Raw genomic sequence first — 17,880 nt, 5'->3', positions numbered from 1 at the left:
GGGGTGGGGGCCCGGGCCGGGGCCGGGGCGGGGTTCGAGGACGAATCCGGGGGCGGGTCCGGGGGGGCCGTCAGCTCCGGGCGGCGGCGACCGCTTCGGCGAGGGCCGCGGGCACGTCCTCGACGAGTTGGTGCACACCGTCACGGACGATGTGCCGCCCGCCGACCACGGTGTGCCGTACGTCCGCTCCGGTCGCCGCGAATACGGCGGTCTCGGCGCCGAGCCGGGGCGGTGGTCCCGCGGTGCGCACCGAGTCGAGCGCGACGGTGGTGAAGTCGGCGAGCGCGCCGGTCTCCAGCCGGCCGGCCTCGGGCCAGCCCAGACTGGCGTGTCCGTTCTCGGAGGCCGCCCGCAGCAGCTGAGCGGCGGTCCAGTGGCCGCGGGTGCGGCTGCGCAGCCGCTCGTTCAGCTCCATCCCGCGCGCCTCCTCGAACAGGTCGATGACCGCGTGGCTGTCGCTGCCCAGGCTCAACTGGCAGCCGGCGCGGCGTAGTTGGGGCGCCGGACCGATGCCGTCGGCCAGGTCCCTCTCGGTGGTGGGGCACATGCAGACGGTGCTGCCCGCGCCGCCGAGCAGGGAGATGTCCTCACCGGTGAGATGGGTGGCATGCACAGCGGTGGTGTGCCGACCCCAGAAGCCGGAGTCGGCCAGCAGGCGGGCGGGGGTGCGACCGTGCACGGCCATGCACGCGGCGTTCTCGGCGGGCTGTTCGGACAGGTGGATGTGCACCGGCACACCGCGGGTGCGGTCGGCGAACTCCCCGTAGCCGTCCCGGTCGGAGAAGGCCCGCACCGAGTGCAGCGCGGCACCGATCCTGGCGTGGCCGCCGCCCTTGAGCTGGGACCAGCGGTCGTACCACCGGTCGGCGGTGCCGTCCCCGAAGCGGGTCTGGGCGCCTTCCAGCGGGCGGTAGCCGCCGCGGATCAGGCCGCCGTGCAGATAGGCGGCGTCGAGCAGGGTGATCCGGATGCCGGCCTCGCCGGCGGCGGCGATCAGTGCCTCGCCCATGGCGTTGGGATTGTCGTACGGGGCGCCGCCGTACTGATGGTGCAGATAGTGGAATTCGCCGACGCAGGTGATGCCGGTCAGCGCCATCTCGGCGTAGACGGCGCGGGCGAGCCGGAAATAGGAGTCGGGGGTGAGGTGGAAGGCGACCGAGTACATGATGTCGCGCCAGGTCCAGAAGGTGCCGCTGCCGACCTGGACGGTGCCGCGCAGGGCGCGGTGGAAGGCGTGGCTGTGGGTGTTGGCCAGGCCCGGCAGGGTCAGGCCGCGCAGCACGGTCGCGCCGGGCGGGGGCGTCGCGACACCGGTACGCACTTCGGTGATGAGACCCTCGGCGCTGGTCAGGGCGACGCCCGGTTCGACAGTGGGTTCGAGCCAGGCGTGCTCCAGCCAATAGGTCACCTGCACGCGAGACCCTCCAGTACGTCGGCCAGTGCGGTTACCCCTGCGACGCAGTCGTCCTCGCCCGCGGCTTCCGCCGGGGAGTGCGAGACGCCGGTGGGGTTCCGTACGAACAGCATGGCGGTCGGCACGGCCTGGGAGAGGATTCCGGCGTCGTGTCCCGCGCCGGTCGGCAGGACGGGTACGGGGGAGGTGGCGCCGGACGGGGGCGCGGAGGCGGTCGCGGCCGTGGTCGAGGGCGCCCCGGAGAGGCTCTCCGCCGGGGCGAGCAGTGCGGTGAGCCGGTCGCGGAGGTCGTGCGCGAAGTCGACCACCGGTGTGAAGGACTCGCGGACCACCTGGATGTCCACACCGTCGCGGGCGCCGCGCTCCCGGGCGGCCGCCTCGATGGCGGCGACGAGTTCGGCGAGGGTGTCCTCGTCGGCGGCGCGGGAGTCGAGCCAGCCGCGGACCAGGGAGGCGATGGCGTTGACACCGTTGGGTTCGACCGCGACCTTGCCGAAGGTGGCGAGCGCCCCGGCCAGCCGGGCCCTGTCACGGGCGGCGAGCACCGTCTCGGCGTAGGTGAGCATGGGGTCGTGCCGGTCTTCGAGCCGGGTGGTGCCGGCGTGGTTGGCCTCCCCCCGGAAGTCGAAGCGCCAGCGGCCGTGCGGCCAGATGGCGGAGGCCACCCCGACCGGGGCGCCCCGGAGGTCCAGGGCGCGCCCCTGTTCGACGTGCAGTTCCACGAACGCGTCGACCCGGGCGAGTCGTTCGGGGTCGGGACCGATGGCGGCCGGGTCGTAGCCGGCCTGTTCCATGGCGGCGGCCATGGTGACGCCGTCGGCGTCGCGCAACTCCCTGGCCTGCTCCGGGGTCAGCCGGCCCGCGGTGAGCCGCGAGCCGACGCAGGCGACACCGAAGCGGGCGCCCTCCTCGTCGCCGAAGTTGACGACGGCGAGCGGCTTGCGGGGCGTGGCGCCGCGGTCGCGGAGTTCGTCCAGGGCCGCGAAGGCCGAGACGACGCCGAGCGGACCGTCGTAGGCGCCGCCATCCGGCACGGAGTCGAGGTGCGAGCCGGTGACGACCGCCTGGCCGGCCAAGGGGTCGCCGAGCCAGGCCCATTGGTTGCCGTTGCGGTCCTGCTCGTAGGTCAGCCCGCGCGCCGCGGCCTGGTCGCGGAACCAGGCCCGGCAGTCGGCGTCCGCGGAGTTCCAGGCGTAGCGGCGGTATCCGCCGGAGGCGGCGCTGCGCCCGAGCGGGAGGAGGTCGCGCCACATTTGGTGGAACCCGGCGGGTGTGCTTCCCGCCGAGGGTTCCGTCCCCAAGCCCCCGTCCTCGGACGCCGGGCGGGCCGGCTCGCCACCGTCACGCGTCAACGGTGCCCTCCCGCATCGGGATGCGCACCCCGCGGTCGGCGACCACGGACTCCGCGCTGTCGTAGCCCGCGTCCACATGCCGGATGATGCCCATGCCGGGGTCGTTGGTGAGCACCCGGCGGATCTTCTCCCCGGCCAGGGCGGTGCCGTCGGCGACGGTGACCTGCCCCGCGTGCAGGGAGCGGCCGATGCCCACGCCGCCGCCGTGGTGGATGGAGACCCAGGAGGCGCCGGAGGCGACATTGACCATGGCGTTGAGCAGCGGCCAGTCGGCGATGGCGTCGGAGCCGTCGAGCATCGCCTCGGTCTCGCGGTAGGGGGAGGCGACCGAGCCGCAGTCGAGGTGGTCGCGGCCGATGACGATGGGCGCCTTGAGGGTGCCGTCGGCGACCATCTCGTTGAACCGCTCGCCGGCCCGGTCGCGTTCGCCGTAGCCGAGCCAGCAGATACGGGCCGGCAGGCCCTGGAAGTGGACGCGTTCACCGGCCAGCTTGATCCAGCGGGCCAGCGACTCGTTCTCCGGGAAGAGGTCCAGGATGGCCCGGTCGGTGGCGGCGATGTCGGCGGGGTCACCGGACAGCGCGGCCCAGCGGAAGGGGCCCTTGCCCTCGCAGAACAGCGGGCGGATGTAGGCGGGTACGAAGCCGGGGAAGGCGAAGGCCCGCTCGTAGCCGGCGAGTTGCGCCTCACCGCGGATGGAGTTGCCGTAGTCGAAGACCTCGGCGCCGGCGTCCTGGAAGCCGACCATCGCCTCGACGTGCCGGGCCATGGACTCGCGGGCGCGCTGGGTGAATTCGGCCGGCTTCTCGGCGGCGTAGGCGGCCATGTCCGCGAAGTCGACGCCGATGGGGAGGTAGGCGAGCGGGTCGTGCGCGGAGGTCTGGTCGGTGACGATGTCGATGGGGGCCTGCATGGCGAGCAGTCGCGGCAGCAGTTCGGCCGCGTTGCCGAGGACGCCGATGGACAGCGGACGGCGGGCGTCCCGCGCTTCCGTGGCGAGCCCCAGGGCGTGGTCGAGGGAGTCGGCCCTGGTGTCGAGGTAGCCGTGCTCGATCCGGCGGTCGATGGCGCGGGGGTCGCAGTCGACGCAGATCACGACGCCGCCGTTCATGGTCACCGCGAGCGGCTGCGCGCCGCCCATGCCGCCGAGCCCGGCGGTCAGGGTGATGGTGCCGGCCAGCGAGCCGCCGAAGTGCTTGGCCGCGACCGCGGAGAAGGTCTCGTAGGTGCCCTGGAGGATGCCCTGCGTGCCGATGTAGATCCATGACCCGGCGGTCATCTGCCCGTACATCGTCAGCCCGAGCGCTTCGAGCCGCCGGAACTCCTCCCAGGTGGCCCAGTCCCCCACCAGGTTGGAGTTGGCGATCAGCACCCGCGGCGCCCACTCATGCGTCTGCATCACCCCGACCGGACGCCCGGACTGCACCAGCATCGTCTCGTCCTGCTTCAGCCCGCGCAGCGTCCGCACCATCGCGTCGAACGAGTTCCAGTCCCGCGCGGCCTTCCCGGTGCCCCCGTACACCACCAGCTTGTCGGGGTGCTCGGCGACCTCCGGGTCCAGATTGTTCTGCAGCATCCGCAGCGCGGCCTCCTGCGGCCACCCCAATGCGCTCAGCTCCGTACCGCGCGGTGCGCGTACCGGCCTCGGTCCCGTCATCGGTCCGGCCTCCTCGTCGTCGCGATCCCCAGTGGTGCGATTCATTCACATCCTGGCCAGGTGAATAGCCCTAGTCAACAAGGGGCCCTCCGGGGGTTGACCGGGGGAGGTGGCTCCTCCGGCCGGGTTGCCCTCCGTGCGAGGTCCCGCCGGGCCCCTCGGCGGGGAGGCGGCTCCCCGGTTGACCACCGGGGGCGGGCGGGGCGGCGCAATGGCCGGCTCCTCCGGGCGGGGCAGCAAGCCAGGGCCCCGCGGCGCACCTTGCCCCGGCAGCCCCCCGGCCGACCGGCCACGACGGGCGTTCCCCGGCCGACCCCAGCCCGGGCGGGCGGCCCGCCGGACGCGGCCGCGGACACAGGCCCGCCCGGCACCCCGGCGGGGAGAGGCAGGTTCCCGGTCTGGCCGCGGGGTTCGATCCCGTCGGCCGTCGGGCGGGGAGGCGGAAGTGGGCTCCGGGACGGCGTACGCCCGTTCGAGGATCCGCGTTTTGATGCCCTGCGGGGCAGGCGGGGGTCGCGCGGGGCGACCGGCAGTGTTGTGCGGCCGCCGCCCACAGGGGCAGGTGGCGGAGGTGGGGTGGGAGGTGGTGGGATGGTTGGCGTGATGGATGACCTGGGGGGACGGCGGGCGCGGGCGCTGCGTGCGGCGGTGGAGGAGGGGCTGGTGAGGGAGGGGGAAGAGGTTGTCGGGCTGCTGGACGTCGTGGGGATCGAACGCTCGGCGGCAGCGCTGCAAGCCGCCTTCGCCATCCCCGGGGTGGACGTCACCCACACCTTCGCCGTCAAGGCCGCCTCGCTCGTACCGGTCCTGGCACTGCTCGGGGAGTGCGGACTCGGCGCCGAGGTGGCCAGCCCCGGTGAACTCGCCGTGGCCCGCGCGGCCGGCATCCCGGCCGAGCGGACCGTGCTGGACTCGCCCGCCAAGACGGTCAGCGAACTGCGCGAGGCGCTGACACTGGGCGTCGCGGTGAACGCCGACAACCCGCAGGAGCTGGAGCGGATCGACGCCCTGCGCGCCGCCGCCCCCACCTCCTCACCGCTCGGGCTGCGGGTCAACCCGCAGATCGGCGGCGGCAGCATCGGGGCGATGAGCACCGCGACCGCCACCTCCAAATTCGGCGTCGCGCTGCGCGACCCGGGCGCCGAGGAGTGGGTGCTGCGCGCCTACGCCGAACGTCCCTGGCTCAACCGCCTGCACACCCACACCGGTTCGCAGGGCGTACCACTGGAACTGATGGCCGCCGGGGTCCGGGCCGCCTACGACATCGCCGAGCGCGTCAATCAGGCCGCGGGCCGGCCGCAGATCACCGTCCTCGACATCGGCGGCGGCCTGCCGGTGAACTTCCGCTCCGACGCGACCGCTCCGTCCTTCGCCGACTACGCCGACCTGCTCCGCGCCGAGGTCCCCGGCCTCTTCGACGGCCGCTACGGGCTGGTCACCGAGTTCGGCCGCTCGTTGCTGGCCAAGAACGGCGCGGTGCTGGCCCGTGTCGAGTACGTCAAGTCGGCCGGCGGCAGGCCCATCGCGGTCACCCACGCCGGGGCCCAGGTCGCCACCCGGACCGTCTTCGCGCCGGAGGCCTGGCCGATCCGGGTGCTCGCCCTGGACGGCGAGGGCCGCGAGAAGACCGGCGAGCCGGTGGACCAGGACGTGGCCGGGCCCTGCTGCTTCGCCGGTGATCTGGTGGCCCGGGGCCGCGCGCTGCCGCTGCTCGCCGCCGGCGACCATGTGGCCCTGCTCGACACCGGCGCCTACTACTTCTCCAACCACTTCGCCTACAACTCGCTGCCCCGCCCGGCGGTCCACGGCTTCACGGTCAGCGCGGCCGGCGCCGTGGCCTTCACCCCGGTCAGGACCGCCCAGACCCGGGCGGAGCTCCTCGCGGAGAGCGGCGGCGGCCTCCCGCCCCTGCGGCGCGCCTCGGCCGTGTCCGGCCCATAGCCTCCCCGGACTCCGGCCGAGCCCGTTCCGTCCTCGGACCTCAAGGCAGTGTGAAGACGACGGCGACAACGCGTCACCCGCTGCTGCGCCGATCAGCCGAGATGCGCCCAGACCACCGTCGCGCGGCGGGGAGGCGAACCGCTCCCAGGCCCCGCCCCGCCCGCAGCCGATCCCGCGCAGCCAACCCCCGCCGAAACGGACCGGCCGCCCGCCGGCCCCGGCGAAGCGGCCCCGGTTCAGCGGCGGCGCCGGCCCCCGCCCGGGGCCGCGTCGCCCGCGGCTATGCCGGTGAGTTGGTAGGCGGCCGGGTCGCCGTCGGGGCGGACCCAGAGGAGGGCGTCGTGGGAGCGTTCCAGGCGGGCCAGGCGGCGGGTCTTGGCCCACAGGCCCGCGCCCGCGCCGGCCATCAGCATGCCTCCCGCGCAGGGGAGCAGCGCCGAGGAGCCGGCGGCGATCAGGAAGGCGGCCAGCAGCGACCAGCGGCGGCGCCGGACCCAGGTGCGGGCGGTCACCCGGCGGTCCTGGAGGAAGACCGACTTGGCGGCGCGGGAAGCGCCCGCCGCCCGCCGTCCGTAGCGGCCGCCCCTGATCAGGAACGCGGCCACCGCCGCCACGATGAACAACGCCGCCCCGGCCATGACCCCGATCCGGCGACCGGTCGGGCTGAAGGTCACCGCCGTGCCCGCGGCCGCCGCGATCACCCCCAGCCACCACAGCCAGCACGCCGCCGCCCGCACCGTCACCGCTACCCGTACCAATGTGTAGGCCCCGCGCACCACGTCCTGCTCCCTCCTCGTCTCCGCTAAGTGCTGGGGAGGGTACTTTGCGATTCTCAGATTTTCGTTAAGACGTAAGAACTTGGCCGACCTGCTCAGTCGACGAACACGCCCCGGGCCGCCGCGTGCGCGTCGAACTCCTCCAGCCGGGCCTGGGCGTCCGGAAGCGCGTCGCACATCGACTCCAGGAGCACCCGGCCCAGCAGCATCGGCGCACAGGCGGTGTCGAAGGCGAGACCGGTGCCGACGGCGGCCGGCAGCAGGAGGTCGCTGTGGGCCGCGACCGGGGCGAAGGCGCTGTCGGCGACCGCCACCACCGTCAGGCCGGCCTGCCGTGCGTGGGCCAACGCCTCCACCACCTCGCGCGGGTGCCGGGGCAGCGCGAAGCAGAGCAGGGCGGTGGCGCCCGCGCGGACGGCCGTGTCGATCCGGTCGGCGAGCATCGTGCCGCCCTCGTCGAGCAGCCGGACATCGGGGTGGACCTTCGCCGCGAAGTAGGCGAAGCCCCGGGCCTGGGCGCCGGCCGCGCGCAGGCCGAGCACCGGCAGCGGGCGGGACGCGGCGAGCACCGCTCCCGCCCTGGCCACCGGCTCGGGGTCGGCGAGCAGCGCGGCCAGATGCCGCAGGTTCTCGATCTCGGCGTGCACGGCCTGCTGATACTCGTTGAACGCGGCGGCGGCCGGCAGCAGTTGGGCCGGAGCGACCTCGCGCAGGTGCCGGCGCAGCGCGGGATAGCCGTCGAAGCCGAGCGCGACCGCGAACCGTGTCACGGACGGCTGGCTGACGCCCGCGAGTTCGGCCACCTCCACGCTGGACAGGAAGGGGGCCTCGTCGGCCGTACGGACCAGGCAGTGCGCGATCCGCCGCTGGGTCGGTGTCAGCCGGTGCGACTCGAACAGCTTCAGCAGCCGCGCCGAGGCATGGGCCGGGCCACCACCCGAAGCGTCCCGCGCGGCGGCAGCGCCGACCGCGCCGCCCGCACCCGGGCCGCCCACATGGTCAGCGCCGACCGCGCCGGCCGGACCGCCCGCACCGCCCCCGCCGTCCGGATCAGCCGTCACCACCCTGCCGTCACCCGCATCGCTCATCGCAGTCCCGTCCCCGGCCCGTGGTCCACCGGCCGTTATTCACTGGGATATGACTCTGCATGAAGCTATGCAGTCAGGCAAGCCCGGCGTCCGCACCGCCTCAGCTCTGGCCAGCGCACGACCAGAACGCCTCGCCGGCCTCCGCGTGCACCCCGTACACCGCCACCGCCTCGAACAGCAGCGGCAGCGTCCCGCAGACGCATATGCACAGCGCCAGCGTCCCCTGCCACGAGGCCGTGCCCCGCCGGCCGGTCCGGGCCGCCGCGCGGAAGAACAGTCCGCAGGCCGCCGCGCCCGCCAGCCCGCAGAGCAGCGCGGCCCATGCCAGCGCGAACAGCGACCAGGGCAGGGGTAGTTGACGGCACAGCGCGCCGGCCCGCTTGCCGTGCCGGTCGTCCAGCACGGCCGTGCCGATCAGCAGCAGGACGCCCAGCACCACCAGCCCCGGCGCGACGAGCACCCTTCGCCGCCACCGCTGCGACGGCCCCGGCAGCGCCGCCGGCCCCCCGGCTGCCTCCGGCCCGCCGCCGCGCGCCACGCCGGTCACTTCCCCCACCATCACAGCCCCCCGTGGCCGTCTCCGCGCCCGCGACCAGCGATTCTCCGCCGTTCTCCGCACTGCCCCGCCAGCGTAACGGAAGGGCCGGACAGGTGATCGACACCTGTCCGGCCCCTGTGGACAACCTCAGCGCCACCCCGGACGAAAGCTCAGCGCCGCCCGAGGGCGAACCGCCGGGCACCGTCCGCACAAGCTCCGTTCAGCGCGGCCCGGGGACGTGACCCGTCAGCTCCGCACCCCTCAGTTCCGCCGCCCGGACTCGTCCAGTTCCTCCGTGCCCCGCCCGTCCTCGTCCAGCGGACGGGCGCCGCCCGGAGCGGGGAAGCCGCCCGGGAGCGTCGCGCCACCGGCGGCCGGCGCCAGGGCGCGGTCCGCGTGCCCCGGCCACCAAGCGGCGTGGCCGATGAGCGCGGTGAGGCTCGGTGTGAAGAACATCGCCATCACGAACGCGGCGACCACGATGCCGAAGGCGATCGCGAAGCCCATCTCGGTCAGGAAGGTGTTCCCGGACAGCATCAGGGTGGCGAAGGTCGCCGCCAGGATGAAGCCGGCCGAGGCGATCGTCGGCCCCGCGTGCCGCAGCGCCTGCGCCGCGGCCTCACGTGGGTCGCGGCCCTCGCGGGCCTCCTCCCGCAGCCGGGCGATCATCAGGATGTTGTAGTCCGTTCCGATCGCCACCACGAACAGATACATGATGATCGGCAGCAGGAAGATCAGCCCGTCGCCGCGGCCGAAGATCAGTACCGTGGCCCCGAGGGTCGCGCCGAAGCCGAGGGCCACCGACGCGATCAGGTACCAGGGCGCGACCACGCTGCGCAGCAGCAGCCCCAGGATGATCATGATCAGGATCGCGGCCACCGGGAAGACCGTGCGGTAGTCGTGGTCGACCGCCGCGTTGATGTCCCGGTAGATCGAGGACGTGCCGCCGACCACCGCTTCCGTTCCGGGTGGCGCGTTGTCGGCCGCCACCGTGCGGACCTTGCCGACCGCCGAGATGGCCTGGTCACTGGCGCCCGAGTACTTGAGCGTCAGGGAGAACAGCGCGGTGGTCCGGTCCTTGCTGAGGCCGGTCTTCTGGTCGAAGGAGGCGTCCGCCACCCCGTCCGCCCGGCCCAGCTTGTCCTTGAACGCGGTGAAGTCGACACCGGTCAGCGGTTTGCCGTTACTGCTGGTGAGGAAGACCGAGGTCGGGTCGGCGGCGCCGGCCGAGTACACCTTGCTCATGGTGTCCTGGACGACCATCGACTCCTTGGTCTTCGGGATGGAACCCGAGGCGAGGTCGTAGTTCGCCTTGTAGCCGAGCGTGCCGAGCGCCAGCAGCACCATCACGAGGCCGGAGACGATCGCCACCATGCCGGACTTGCGCCCGACCAGGCGCCCGATGGCGGCGAAGGTCGCGTCGGACGGCTCCTGGTTCCACTTCTTGCCGGGCCAGAACAGCGCCCGGGGCGGGATGACCGAGCAGATCGCCGGGAAGAGCGTCAGGCCCGCGATCAGCGTGACCGCCACCAGGATGGCCAGCGCCGGGCCGAGCTGGGTCAGGAAGCCCAGGGTGGACAGCGTCAGCGCCAGGAAGGAGATGATCACCGCGCCGGCCGCCGAGGCGATCGCCTCGCCGACCCTGGCGACGCTGTTGACCATCGCCTCCTTCGGATCGTCACCGGCCCGCAGCCGTTCCCGGTAGCGGAACATCAGGAACAGGAAGTAGTCGGTGCCGACCCCGAGCACCACCACGATCAGCAGTGCCGAGACCGAACTGTTGGCCTGCAGTCCGAAGATCTTGGTCGCGTCCGCGATCAGCGCGTTGGAGGTGCTGAAGACCAGGGCGATCAGCACGAACAGCGGCATGATCGCGATGATCGGCGAGCGGAAGATGATCAGCAGGGTGGCGATGATGATCAGTACCGAGCCCAGCAGGGCCACGATGTCCGAGGTGTTGCCGGCGTCCTTCTGGTCGAGCGCCTGCCCGGCCTGACCGCCGACCTGCACCTTCAGATGGGTGCCCTGGGCGAGATCCTTGGCGTCCGTACGCAGCGCCTGGGCCGCGTCGGCCTGCTTGGGCTGGCCGGCGCTCTTCTTGTCCATCTGGACCAGCGCCGTCTGGTACTTGCCGTCCTTGGACGGGGTGCCGGCGATGACCTTCTGGACCTGGTCGATCTTCTTGGCGCCCAGACCATCGGTGATCTTGGTGATGTCCGCCTTGTCGGCAGCGGTCAGCGGGGCGTTGTCGGTCCGCTGGTAGAGCACGATCGCGGACGGGGTGAAGGACGAGGGGAACGCCTTCTCCTGGAGGTCCATCGCCTTGATCGACTGGTAGCTGCTGGGGAGGAAGCTGCTCTCGTCGCTGTTCGACGGCAGACTCGGCGCGGTGGCGATGATGGCGACGGCCGCGATGACCCACGCGACAATCGTCCAGACGGGATGACGGACGACGGTGCGTCCGATGCGGTGGAACATGCGGTGCTGCCTCCATGGCAGGACGTATCACCGCCACCCTTTGGAGCGGGGCCCGGGTATCGGCGACCCGGACGGCGTTGCGCGCTGTCCGGTGGTGATTGGTGTGGTTGTCGATGTGGTGGGTGAGCCCGATCTTACTTGCCGCCCGGCAAGTGACAACCACGGCCCCCCTGCCACCATCCTCCCGGTCACAGCGGGGGCAGCAACCGTTTTTGCGGCTTCCCCATCGCGTTGCGCGGCAGCTCGGCCAGGAAGCGCACGGCCCGGGGGCGCTTGTGCGCCGACAGTCGCGCCGCCACGAAATCGGTCAGCTCCGCCTCGGTCACACCGGAGGCCACCACATAGGCCACGATCTGCTGCCCGAGGTCGGCGTGCGGGGCGCCGACCACGGCGGCCTCCCGGACCGCCGGGTGGGCCAGCAGCGCGTTCTCCACCTCACCGGCGCCGATCCGGTAACCCCCGGACTTGATCAGGTCGGTGGAGGCCCGGCCGACGATCCGGTGGACACCGTCCGGCTCGATCGCCGCGATGTCGCCGGTACGGAACCAGCCGTCGGCGGTGTACGAGGCGGCCGTCGCGTCCGGCCGGCCGAGATAGCCGTCGAACAGGGTGGGGCCCTTGAGCTGGAGTTCGCCGATGCCGTCCGCGGCGTCGGCCACGCGGGTGACGATGCCCGGCAGCGGCGTGCCGACCACGCCGGGTCGCCGCTCCCCGGCGGCCCGGGTGCTCAGGGTGATCAACGTCTCCGTCATGCCGTAGCGCTCGACCGGCTCGTGCCCGGTCAGCCGGCGCAGCTCCTCGAACACGGGGGCGGGCAGCGGCGCGCTGCCGGACACCAGCAGCCGGGCCCCGGACAGTGCCCTGGCGGCCTCCTCGTCGCGGACCACCCGCTGCCACACGGTGGGCACCCCGAAGTAGAGGGTGCCGCCGGCCGCCGCGTATCCGGCCGGGGTCGGCCGGCCGGTGTGCACCAGCCGGCTGCCGGCGCGCAGCGCGCCCAGCACGCCCAGCACCAGGCCGTGCACATGGAACAGCGGCAGGCCGTGGACGAGGGTGTCGTCGGCGGTCCACTGCCAGGCGGCGGCCAGCGCGTCCAGGTCGGCGGCGATGGCGGCGCGCGAGATCAGCACCCCCTTCGGCGGACCTGTCGTGCCCGAGGTGTAGAGGACCAGCGCGGTGTCCCCGGCCGGCGGCCCGGTGTGGTCGGCGCGCTCGGCGAAGTCCACGGTCAGCGGCTCGGCGCCCGAGTCCCGCAGGATGTGCTCGCGTTCACCGGAGCCCGCGTCCGGCGCGATCGGTACGACCGGGACGCCCGCCAGCAGGCCGCCGACGACCGCGGCGACGGTCTCCAACGAGGCGGTCGCCTCCACCGCGAACGCCTTCGTCCCCGCGGCCCGCCGCGCCACCGCGCCGGCGGCGCCCAGCAGCTCCTCGTACGAGCAGGCCCTGCCGTCCACGGTCAGCGCGTCCGGCCGGTCCCGTTCCCCGTACAGGGCGGTGAGCAAGGGCACAGCGGGCATGGCGGTCCTCCTCGGGGACGGCAGACCCCCGGGGAAGAAGGGGGCTAACCCCAGTGTGGCCCACCCCCGTTGCTCCCTACGGTGAGTCCATGGACGCCCGCGACCCTGAACTCAGCAAAGAACTCTCCGCCACCTTGCAGGCCCGCAAGGACCTCGGGGCGGAGTACGAGTCGGAGCTGGTCGACTCGTTCCTGGACAAGGTGGCCGCGCGGGTCGACAGCCATGTCGAGCAGCGCGTGCGCCGCGAACTCGCCCAGCAGCAGACCTCGATCGCCCGGGCCGACCGGCGTCCCGTCGGGCCGCCGCGGCAGGGCGCGCGGTTCGCCCGCTACGGGTTCGCCGGGTTCACCATGATCGCCGCGATCCCGCTGTCCGCGATCGCGGCGACCCAGGCGCACGCGGCGGGCCTGTTCATCACCTGGGCGGGGATCGTCGGTGTCAACGTCGCGCAGGCCCTGAGCAGCGTCCACGGCCCCCGCGGCAAGCAGGAGAAGGACGACTGGACGTAGGAGACAGGCCGAGGGGCCCGAGGGGCCGCAGGAAGACCGAAGAGTAAGGGCGGGAACCGCCGCACCCCCTGGGTTACAAGGCCCAGAGGGGCGGGACGACGGCGGTTCCCGCCGGGACGCGAGCCGGGTCAGGGCCGGGCATGCGCGTCCAGGGTCACCATGGAGTCCGGGAGCCGCTCCGAAAACCTTGGCGCCACATTCGGTGGATCGTCCCGGCGGGTGGAGTACCCGCCGCTTCGACAAGACCAAATGTGCCGGACGGTTGTTAAGCCCGTGCTGCGCGTACGTGTCGCGGGTGTACCAGTTCCGGGAATCCCGGACCGGCTTTCGGCCGCCGGGCGGTACGGGTCCGGGCGGCCCCTCGCCGGTCAGGCGCCGCCGTGGCCGGCCAGGAAGGCCAGCAGGTCCTGCCGGCTGACCACACCGGTCGGCTTGCCGTCCACCAGGACGATCGCCGCGTCGGCACTCTCCAGCACCGTCATCAGGTCCGCGACCGGCTCGCCCGAGCCGACCTGCGGCAGCGGCGCGGACAGGTGCTTGTCCAGCGGGTCGTCCAGCTGGGCGCGCTGGGTGAACAGCGCGTGCAGCAGCTCGCGCTCCACCACCGAGCCGATCACCTCGGCGGCCATCACATCGGGGTGGCCGGCGCCGGGCTTGACCACGGGCATCTGCGAGACGCCGTACTCGCGCAGCACCTCGATGGCCTGCCCGACCGTCTCGTCCGGGTGCATATGGACCAGATTCGGCAGGCCGCCCTCCTTGCGGGCGATGACGTCGGCGATCCTGGCCCGGCCCTCGCTCTCGTCGAGGAAGCCGTGCGAGCTCATCCACACGTCGCTGAAGATCTTCGACAGATAGCCGCGGCCGCTGTCCGGCAGCAGGACGACCACCACGTCGTCCGGGCCGAGCCGCTCGGCGACCCGCAGCGCCGCGACGACCGCCATGCCGCAGGAGCCGCCGACCAGCAGCGCCTCCTCGCGGGCGAGGCGGCGGGTCATCCGGAAGGAGTCCTTGTCGGAGACGGCGACGATCTCGTCGGCCACGTCGCGGTCGTAGGCGGTCGGCCAGAAGTCCTCGCCGACGCCCTCCACCAGATAGGGCCGGCCGGAGCCGCCGCTGTACACCGAGCCCTCGGGGTCGGCGCCGATCACCTGGACGCGGCCCTCGCTGACCTCTTTCAGATAGCGGCCGGTGCCGGAGATGGTGCCGCCGGTGCCGACGCCCGCCACGAAGTGGGTGATCCGGCCGTCGGTCTGCGTCCACAGCTCGGGGCCGGTGGAGTGATAGTGCGACAGAGGGTTCTGCGGGTTGCTGTACTGGTCCGGCTTCCAGGCGTTGGGCGTCTCGCGCACCAGCCGGTCGGACACGTTGTAGTACGAGTCGGGGTGCTCGGGGTCCACGGCGGTCGGGCAGACCACGACCTCGGCGCCGTACGCGCGCAGGACGTTGATCTTGTCGGTGGAGACCTTGTCCGGGCAGACGAAGACGCAGTGGTAGCCCTTGCGCTGGGCGACCATGGCCAGGCCGACCCCGGTGTTGCCGGAGGTGGGCTCGACGATGGTGCCGCCCGGCTTGAGATCGCCGCTGCGCTCGGCGGCCTCGATCATGCGCAGTGCGATACGGTCCTTGACCGACCCGCCCGGGTTGAAGTATTCGACCTTGGCCAGCACGGTTGCCTGAATGCCTTCGGTCACACTGTTGAGCTTCACCAGCGGGGTGTTGCCGACGAGGCTGATCATCGAGTCGTGAAACTGCACCGTTAGTCTCCGGGTTCTCCGAGATGGGTACGGCCAGCCTAGGCCGGAAACCCGAGGTCGACCGCCAACGTTGGCGTTGGTAGCGGTGCCCTGCGGGGCACCGTGTTCATGTACGGGGCAAGCGCTGGGGCAGTGGAGGTGGCCGGCTCGATGTCGAGGGCGAGAGTGGCACGGCGGATCGCGACCGCGGCGGCGTTCGGCGGCGGTGGCATCAGCCTGCTGGGCGGGGCGGCCGTCGGGATCCTGCTGACGGAGGTACGGCTGGCCAAGCGGGTGGTGGGCGGCTCGGACGACGAGCCGCCGAAGGCCGACGGCCGCTACGGCTCGGCCTTCGCGCAGCCGACCGGCCGGGCGCCGCTGCGGTTGAGCTTCCTGGGTGATTCCACGGCGGCCGGCCAGGGTGTGCACCGGGCCCGGGAGACGCCGGGGGCGCTGCTCGCCTCGGGGCTCGCGGCGGTGGCCGAGCGGCCGGTGCAGCTGGTGAACGTGGCGCAGCCGGGCGCCCAGTCCGACGATCTGGCCCGCCAGGTGTCGCTGCTGGTCCACGAGGAGACGGCGCCGCCCGATGTGGTGGTGATCATGATCGGCGCGAACGACGTGACCCGGCGGATGCCGCTGTCCACGTCGGTGCGGCTGCTGTCGGACGCGGTACGGCGGCTGCGGGCGGCCGGTACGGAGGTGGTGGTCGGCACCTGTCCCGATCTGGGCTCCGTCGAGCCGGTCTACCAGCCGCTGCGGTGGCTAGCCCGGCGGGCCAGCAGGCAGCTGGCGGCGGCGCAGACCATCGCGGTGGTGGAGCTGGGCGGGCGGACGGTGTCGCTGGGCGATCTGCTGGGGCCGGAGTTCGAGGCGCGGCCGCGCGAGCTGTTCGGGCCCGACAATTACCACCCCTCCGCGGAGGGGTACGCGACCGCGGCGATGGCGATGCTGCCGACGGTGTGCGCGGTGCTGGGGCTGTGGCCCGAGGCCGACGAGCATCCGGATGTGCGCCGCGGCGAGGCGTTCCTGCCGGTGGCTCAGGCGGCCGTCGCGGCGGCCTCCGAGGGCGGTACGGAGGTCACCGCCGCCCAGTCCGCGACGGGCCCGCGCGGCCGCTTCGCCCTCCTCAAACGCCGCCGCCGTCGCCCCCTCCCGGGCGCCCCCGCCCACCCCGAGCCAGCGGAGGGCGCCGCACCCTGACCACCCCGGGCCCGCAGCCCGGCAACGACCGCAACGCGTTCCCCCCACCGCGGCCCGCCCCCACACCGCGGCCGCCCGCCCGCGCAGTTCCCCACGCCCCTACCGGGGCACCCCACCGCCGGGGCCGGAAACGCGCGACGGCGCCATACGCCCCGTAGGGGCGCGGGGAACTGCGCGACCAGCCCCCACCGGCCCGCCGCCCGGCAACCAACCGCAACCCATTCCCCCCGTCGCCGCCCGCGTCCACCCCGCGGAGCGCCCCGCAGGGGTGACTCAAGGGGCTACGGGCGGGTAACTTCCTGGAGTCCGGAGGAAAAAAGACCACGCCGCTCGTCGAGGAGTGCCGCGATGCCCGAAGCCGTCATCGTCTCTGCCGCCCGTTCGCCCATCGGGCGTGCCTTCAAGGGGTCGCTCAAGGAACTGCGACCGGACGATCTGGCCGCGACGATCATCCAGACCGCGCTGGCCAAAGTCCCTCAGCTGGACCCGCGGGAGATCGACGACCTGATGCTGGGGTGCGGTCTGCCGGGCGGGGAGCAGGGGTTCAACATGGGGCGGATCGTCGCCGTGCGGATGGGCATGGACCACCTGCCGGGCTGCACGGTCACCCGCTACTGCTCCTCCTCCCTGCAGACCACCCGGATGGCGCTGCACGCCATCAAGGCGGGCGAGGGCGATGTGTTCATCTCGGCCGGGGTCGAGATGGTCTCGCGGTTCGTGAAGGGCAGCTCCGACAGCCTGCCGGAGACGACCAACCCGGTCTTCGCGCAGGCGCAGGCCCGTACCCAGCAGCGGGCCGAGCAGGGCGGCGGGGAATGGCACGACCCGCGGGCGGACGACCTCGTCCCGGACGCGTACATCGCGATGGGCCAGACCGCGGAGAACCTCGCGGCGCTCAAGGGGATCACCCGGCAGGAGCAGGACGAGTTCGGGGTGCGCTCGCAGAATCTGGCCGAGGAGGCGCTGAAGAACGGCTTCTGGGAGCGGGAGATCACCCCGGTCACACTGCCGGACGGCACCGTCGTGGCGAAGGACGACGGCCCGCGCGCGGGGGTGACCCTGGAGGGCGTGGCGGGCCTGAAGCCGGCCTTCCGCCCGGACGGCACGGTGACCGCGGGCAACTGCTGTCCGCTGAACGACGGCGCCGCCGCGCTGGTGATCATGTCCGACACCAAGGCCGCCGAGCTGGGCATCACCCCGCTGGCCCGGATCATCTCCACCGGCGTCTCCGCGCTGTCCCCGGAGATCATGGGCTACGGACCCGTCGAGGCGTCCCGGCAGGCGCTGCGGCGGGCCGGGATGTCCATCGGCGACATCGACCTGGTCGAGATCAACGAGGCGTTCGCCGCGCAGGTCATCCCCTCCTACCGCGGCCTGGGCATCGACCTGGACCGGCTGAACGTCAACGGCGGCGCGATCGCGGTCGGCCACCCCTTCGGGATGACCGGCGCCCGGATCGCCGGCACGCTGATCAACAGCCTGCAGTTCCACGACAAGCAGTTCGGCCTGGAGACGATGTGCGTGGGCGGCGGCCAGGGCATGGCGATGGTCGTGGAGCGCCTCTCCTGACCCCCCACACCCGTGCGCCCCGGCTGACACCCTTCCCCCACCCTTTGTCACCCATCGTGTTCAACCGGCTCCATTGCGCACTCTCTGTGATATAAGTCGCAA

Annotated in this window: 13 protein-coding genes; 4 read left to right on the top strand and 9 right to left on the bottom strand. The window is 73.0% G+C overall.

Going from position 1 to position 17,880, the window contains the following annotated elements; all coding sequences use genetic code 11:
* Positions 1-70: 70 nt before the first annotated feature.
* From ACFO3J_RS20355 to hutU, 3 genes are all read right to left on the bottom strand, one after another.
* A complete protein-coding gene (locus ACFO3J_RS20355) occupies positions 71-1,414 on the bottom strand; it encodes a formimidoylglutamate deiminase (protein ID WP_386430939.1) in 1,344 nt (447 codons plus the stop codon).
* Positions 1,405-2,667 carry an allantoate amidohydrolase gene (locus ACFO3J_RS20350; RefSeq protein ID WP_386430937.1) on the bottom strand — a complete coding sequence of 421 codons (1,263 nt, stop codon included), beginning with the start codon at positions 2,665-2,667 and terminating at the stop codon, positions 1,405-1,407. The genes ACFO3J_RS20355 and ACFO3J_RS20350 overlap by 10 nt, the downstream gene beginning before the upstream one ends.
* Positions 2,668-2,755: 88 nt before the next feature.
* Positions 2,756-4,423: a urocanate hydratase gene (gene hutU, locus ACFO3J_RS20345; RefSeq protein WP_386430935.1), complete on the bottom strand. Its 1,668-nt coding sequence runs from the start codon at positions 4,421-4,423 to the stop codon at positions 2,756-2,758.
* A 603-nt stretch (positions 4,424-5,026) separates the two neighbouring features.
* Between hutU and ACFO3J_RS20340 the strand changes: the two genes are divergently transcribed.
* A complete protein-coding gene (locus ACFO3J_RS20340) occupies positions 5,027-6,364 on the top strand; it encodes a diaminopimelate decarboxylase (RefSeq protein ID WP_386430933.1) in 1,338 nt (445 codons plus the stop codon).
* A gap of 236 nt (positions 6,365-6,600) precedes the next feature.
* Here ACFO3J_RS20340 and ACFO3J_RS20335 read toward each other — a convergent pair whose 3' ends face one another.
* The 5 genes from ACFO3J_RS20335 to ACFO3J_RS20315 all read right to left on the bottom strand — a co-directional run bounded on the left by ACFO3J_RS20335 (position 6,601) and on the right by ACFO3J_RS20315 (position 12,764).
* The gene (locus ACFO3J_RS20335) at positions 6,601-7,143 is read right to left on the bottom strand and encodes a hypothetical protein (RefSeq protein ID WP_386430931.1); all 543 of its coding nucleotides are present in this window, start codon (positions 7,141-7,143) and stop codon (positions 6,601-6,603) included.
* Between the two features lie 92 nt (positions 7,144-7,235).
* On the bottom strand, positions 7,236-8,228 hold the full coding sequence (locus ACFO3J_RS20330) for a MurR/RpiR family transcriptional regulator (RefSeq protein WP_386430929.1): 993 nt from the start codon (positions 8,226-8,228) through the stop codon (positions 7,236-7,238).
* A 100-nt stretch (positions 8,229-8,328) separates the two neighbouring features.
* Entirely contained in the window at positions 8,329-8,787 is a 459-nt protein-coding gene (locus ACFO3J_RS20325) for a hypothetical protein (protein WP_386430927.1), read from the bottom strand.
* A 240-nt stretch (positions 8,788-9,027) separates the two neighbouring features.
* A complete protein-coding gene (locus tag ACFO3J_RS20320) occupies positions 9,028-11,244 on the bottom strand; it encodes an MMPL family transporter (RefSeq protein ID WP_386430925.1) in 2,217 nt (738 codons plus the stop codon).
* A gap of 188 nt (positions 11,245-11,432) precedes the next feature.
* Entirely contained in the window at positions 11,433-12,764 is a 1,332-nt protein-coding gene (locus ACFO3J_RS20315) for an acyl-CoA synthetase (protein ID WP_386430923.1), read from the bottom strand.
* Between the two features lie 89 nt (positions 12,765-12,853).
* On the opposite strand from ACFO3J_RS20315, the gene ACFO3J_RS20310 reads away from it, so the two are divergent.
* Positions 12,854-13,273 (top strand): hypothetical protein, encoded by a 420-nt coding sequence (locus ACFO3J_RS20310; RefSeq protein WP_386430921.1) that lies wholly within the window; start codon positions 12,854-12,856, stop codon positions 13,271-13,273.
* Between the two features lie 368 nt (positions 13,274-13,641).
* On the opposite strand, the gene ACFO3J_RS20305 is transcribed toward ACFO3J_RS20310, so the two are convergent.
* Complete coding sequence (locus tag ACFO3J_RS20305; protein WP_386430919.1) at positions 13,642-15,030, bottom strand: cystathionine beta-synthase; 1,389 nt, start codon at positions 15,028-15,030, stop codon at positions 13,642-13,644.
* Positions 15,031-15,180: 150 nt separating this feature from the next.
* Here ACFO3J_RS20305 and ACFO3J_RS20300 point away from each other — a divergent pair, with 150 nt between their 5' ends.
* Both ACFO3J_RS20300 and ACFO3J_RS20295 read left to right on the top strand, forming a co-directional pair.
* Positions 15,181-16,209, top strand: a complete 1,029-nt coding sequence (locus tag ACFO3J_RS20300; protein ID WP_386430917.1) for an SGNH/GDSL hydrolase family protein — start codon at positions 15,181-15,183, stop codon at positions 16,207-16,209.
* Between the two features lie 348 nt (positions 16,210-16,557).
* Positions 16,558-17,778, top strand: a complete 1,221-nt coding sequence (locus ACFO3J_RS20295) for an acetyl-CoA C-acetyltransferase (protein ID WP_386430915.1) — start codon at positions 16,558-16,560, stop codon at positions 17,776-17,778.
* Positions 17,779-17,880: the final 102 nt, after the last annotated feature.

Origin of the sequence: Streptomyces polygonati (assembly GCF_042650325.1) — a bacterium.
In the GTDB taxonomy this organism is placed as follows: Bacteria; Actinomycetota; Actinomycetes; order Streptomycetales; family Streptomycetaceae; genus Actinacidiphila; species Actinacidiphila polygonati.
The sequence above is the reverse complement of the archived record's forward strand: the minus strand, read 5'-3'. Positions and strand labels throughout refer to the sequence as shown.

Excerpts from the sequence above, each read along its gene's own strand:
- ACFO3J_RS20300 (WP_386430917.1), top strand. The coding sequence starts at position 15,181 with ATGTCGAGGGCGAGAGTGGCACGGCGGATCGCGACCGCGGCGGCGTTC.
- hutU (WP_386430935.1), bottom strand. The coding sequence starts at position 4,423 with ATGACGGGACCGAGGCCGGTACGCGCACCGCGCGGTACGGAGCTGAGC.
- ACFO3J_RS20295 (WP_386430915.1), top strand. The coding sequence starts at position 16,558 with ATGCCCGAAGCCGTCATCGTCTCTGCCGCCCGTTCGCCCATCGGGCGT.
- ACFO3J_RS20310 (WP_386430921.1), top strand. The coding sequence starts at position 12,854 with ATGGACGCCCGCGACCCTGAACTCAGCAAAGAACTCTCCGCCACCTTG.
- ACFO3J_RS20350 (WP_386430937.1), bottom strand. The coding sequence starts at position 2,667 with ATGTGGCGCGACCTCCTCCCGCTCGGGCGCAGCGCCGCCTCCGGCGGA.
- ACFO3J_RS20325 (WP_386430927.1), bottom strand. The coding sequence starts at position 8,787 with ATGGTGGGGGAAGTGACCGGCGTGGCGCGCGGCGGCGGGCCGGAGGCA.
- ACFO3J_RS20340 (WP_386430933.1), top strand. The coding sequence starts at position 5,027 with ATGGATGACCTGGGGGGACGGCGGGCGCGGGCGCTGCGTGCGGCGGTG.
- ACFO3J_RS20330 (WP_386430929.1), bottom strand. The coding sequence starts at position 8,228 with ATGAGCGATGCGGGTGACGGCAGGGTGGTGACGGCTGATCCGGACGGC.
- ACFO3J_RS20320 (WP_386430925.1), bottom strand. The coding sequence starts at position 11,244 with ATGTTCCACCGCATCGGACGCACCGTCGTCCGTCATCCCGTCTGGACG.
- ACFO3J_RS20315 (WP_386430923.1), bottom strand. The coding sequence starts at position 12,764 with ATGCCCGCTGTGCCCTTGCTCACCGCCCTGTACGGGGAACGGGACCGG.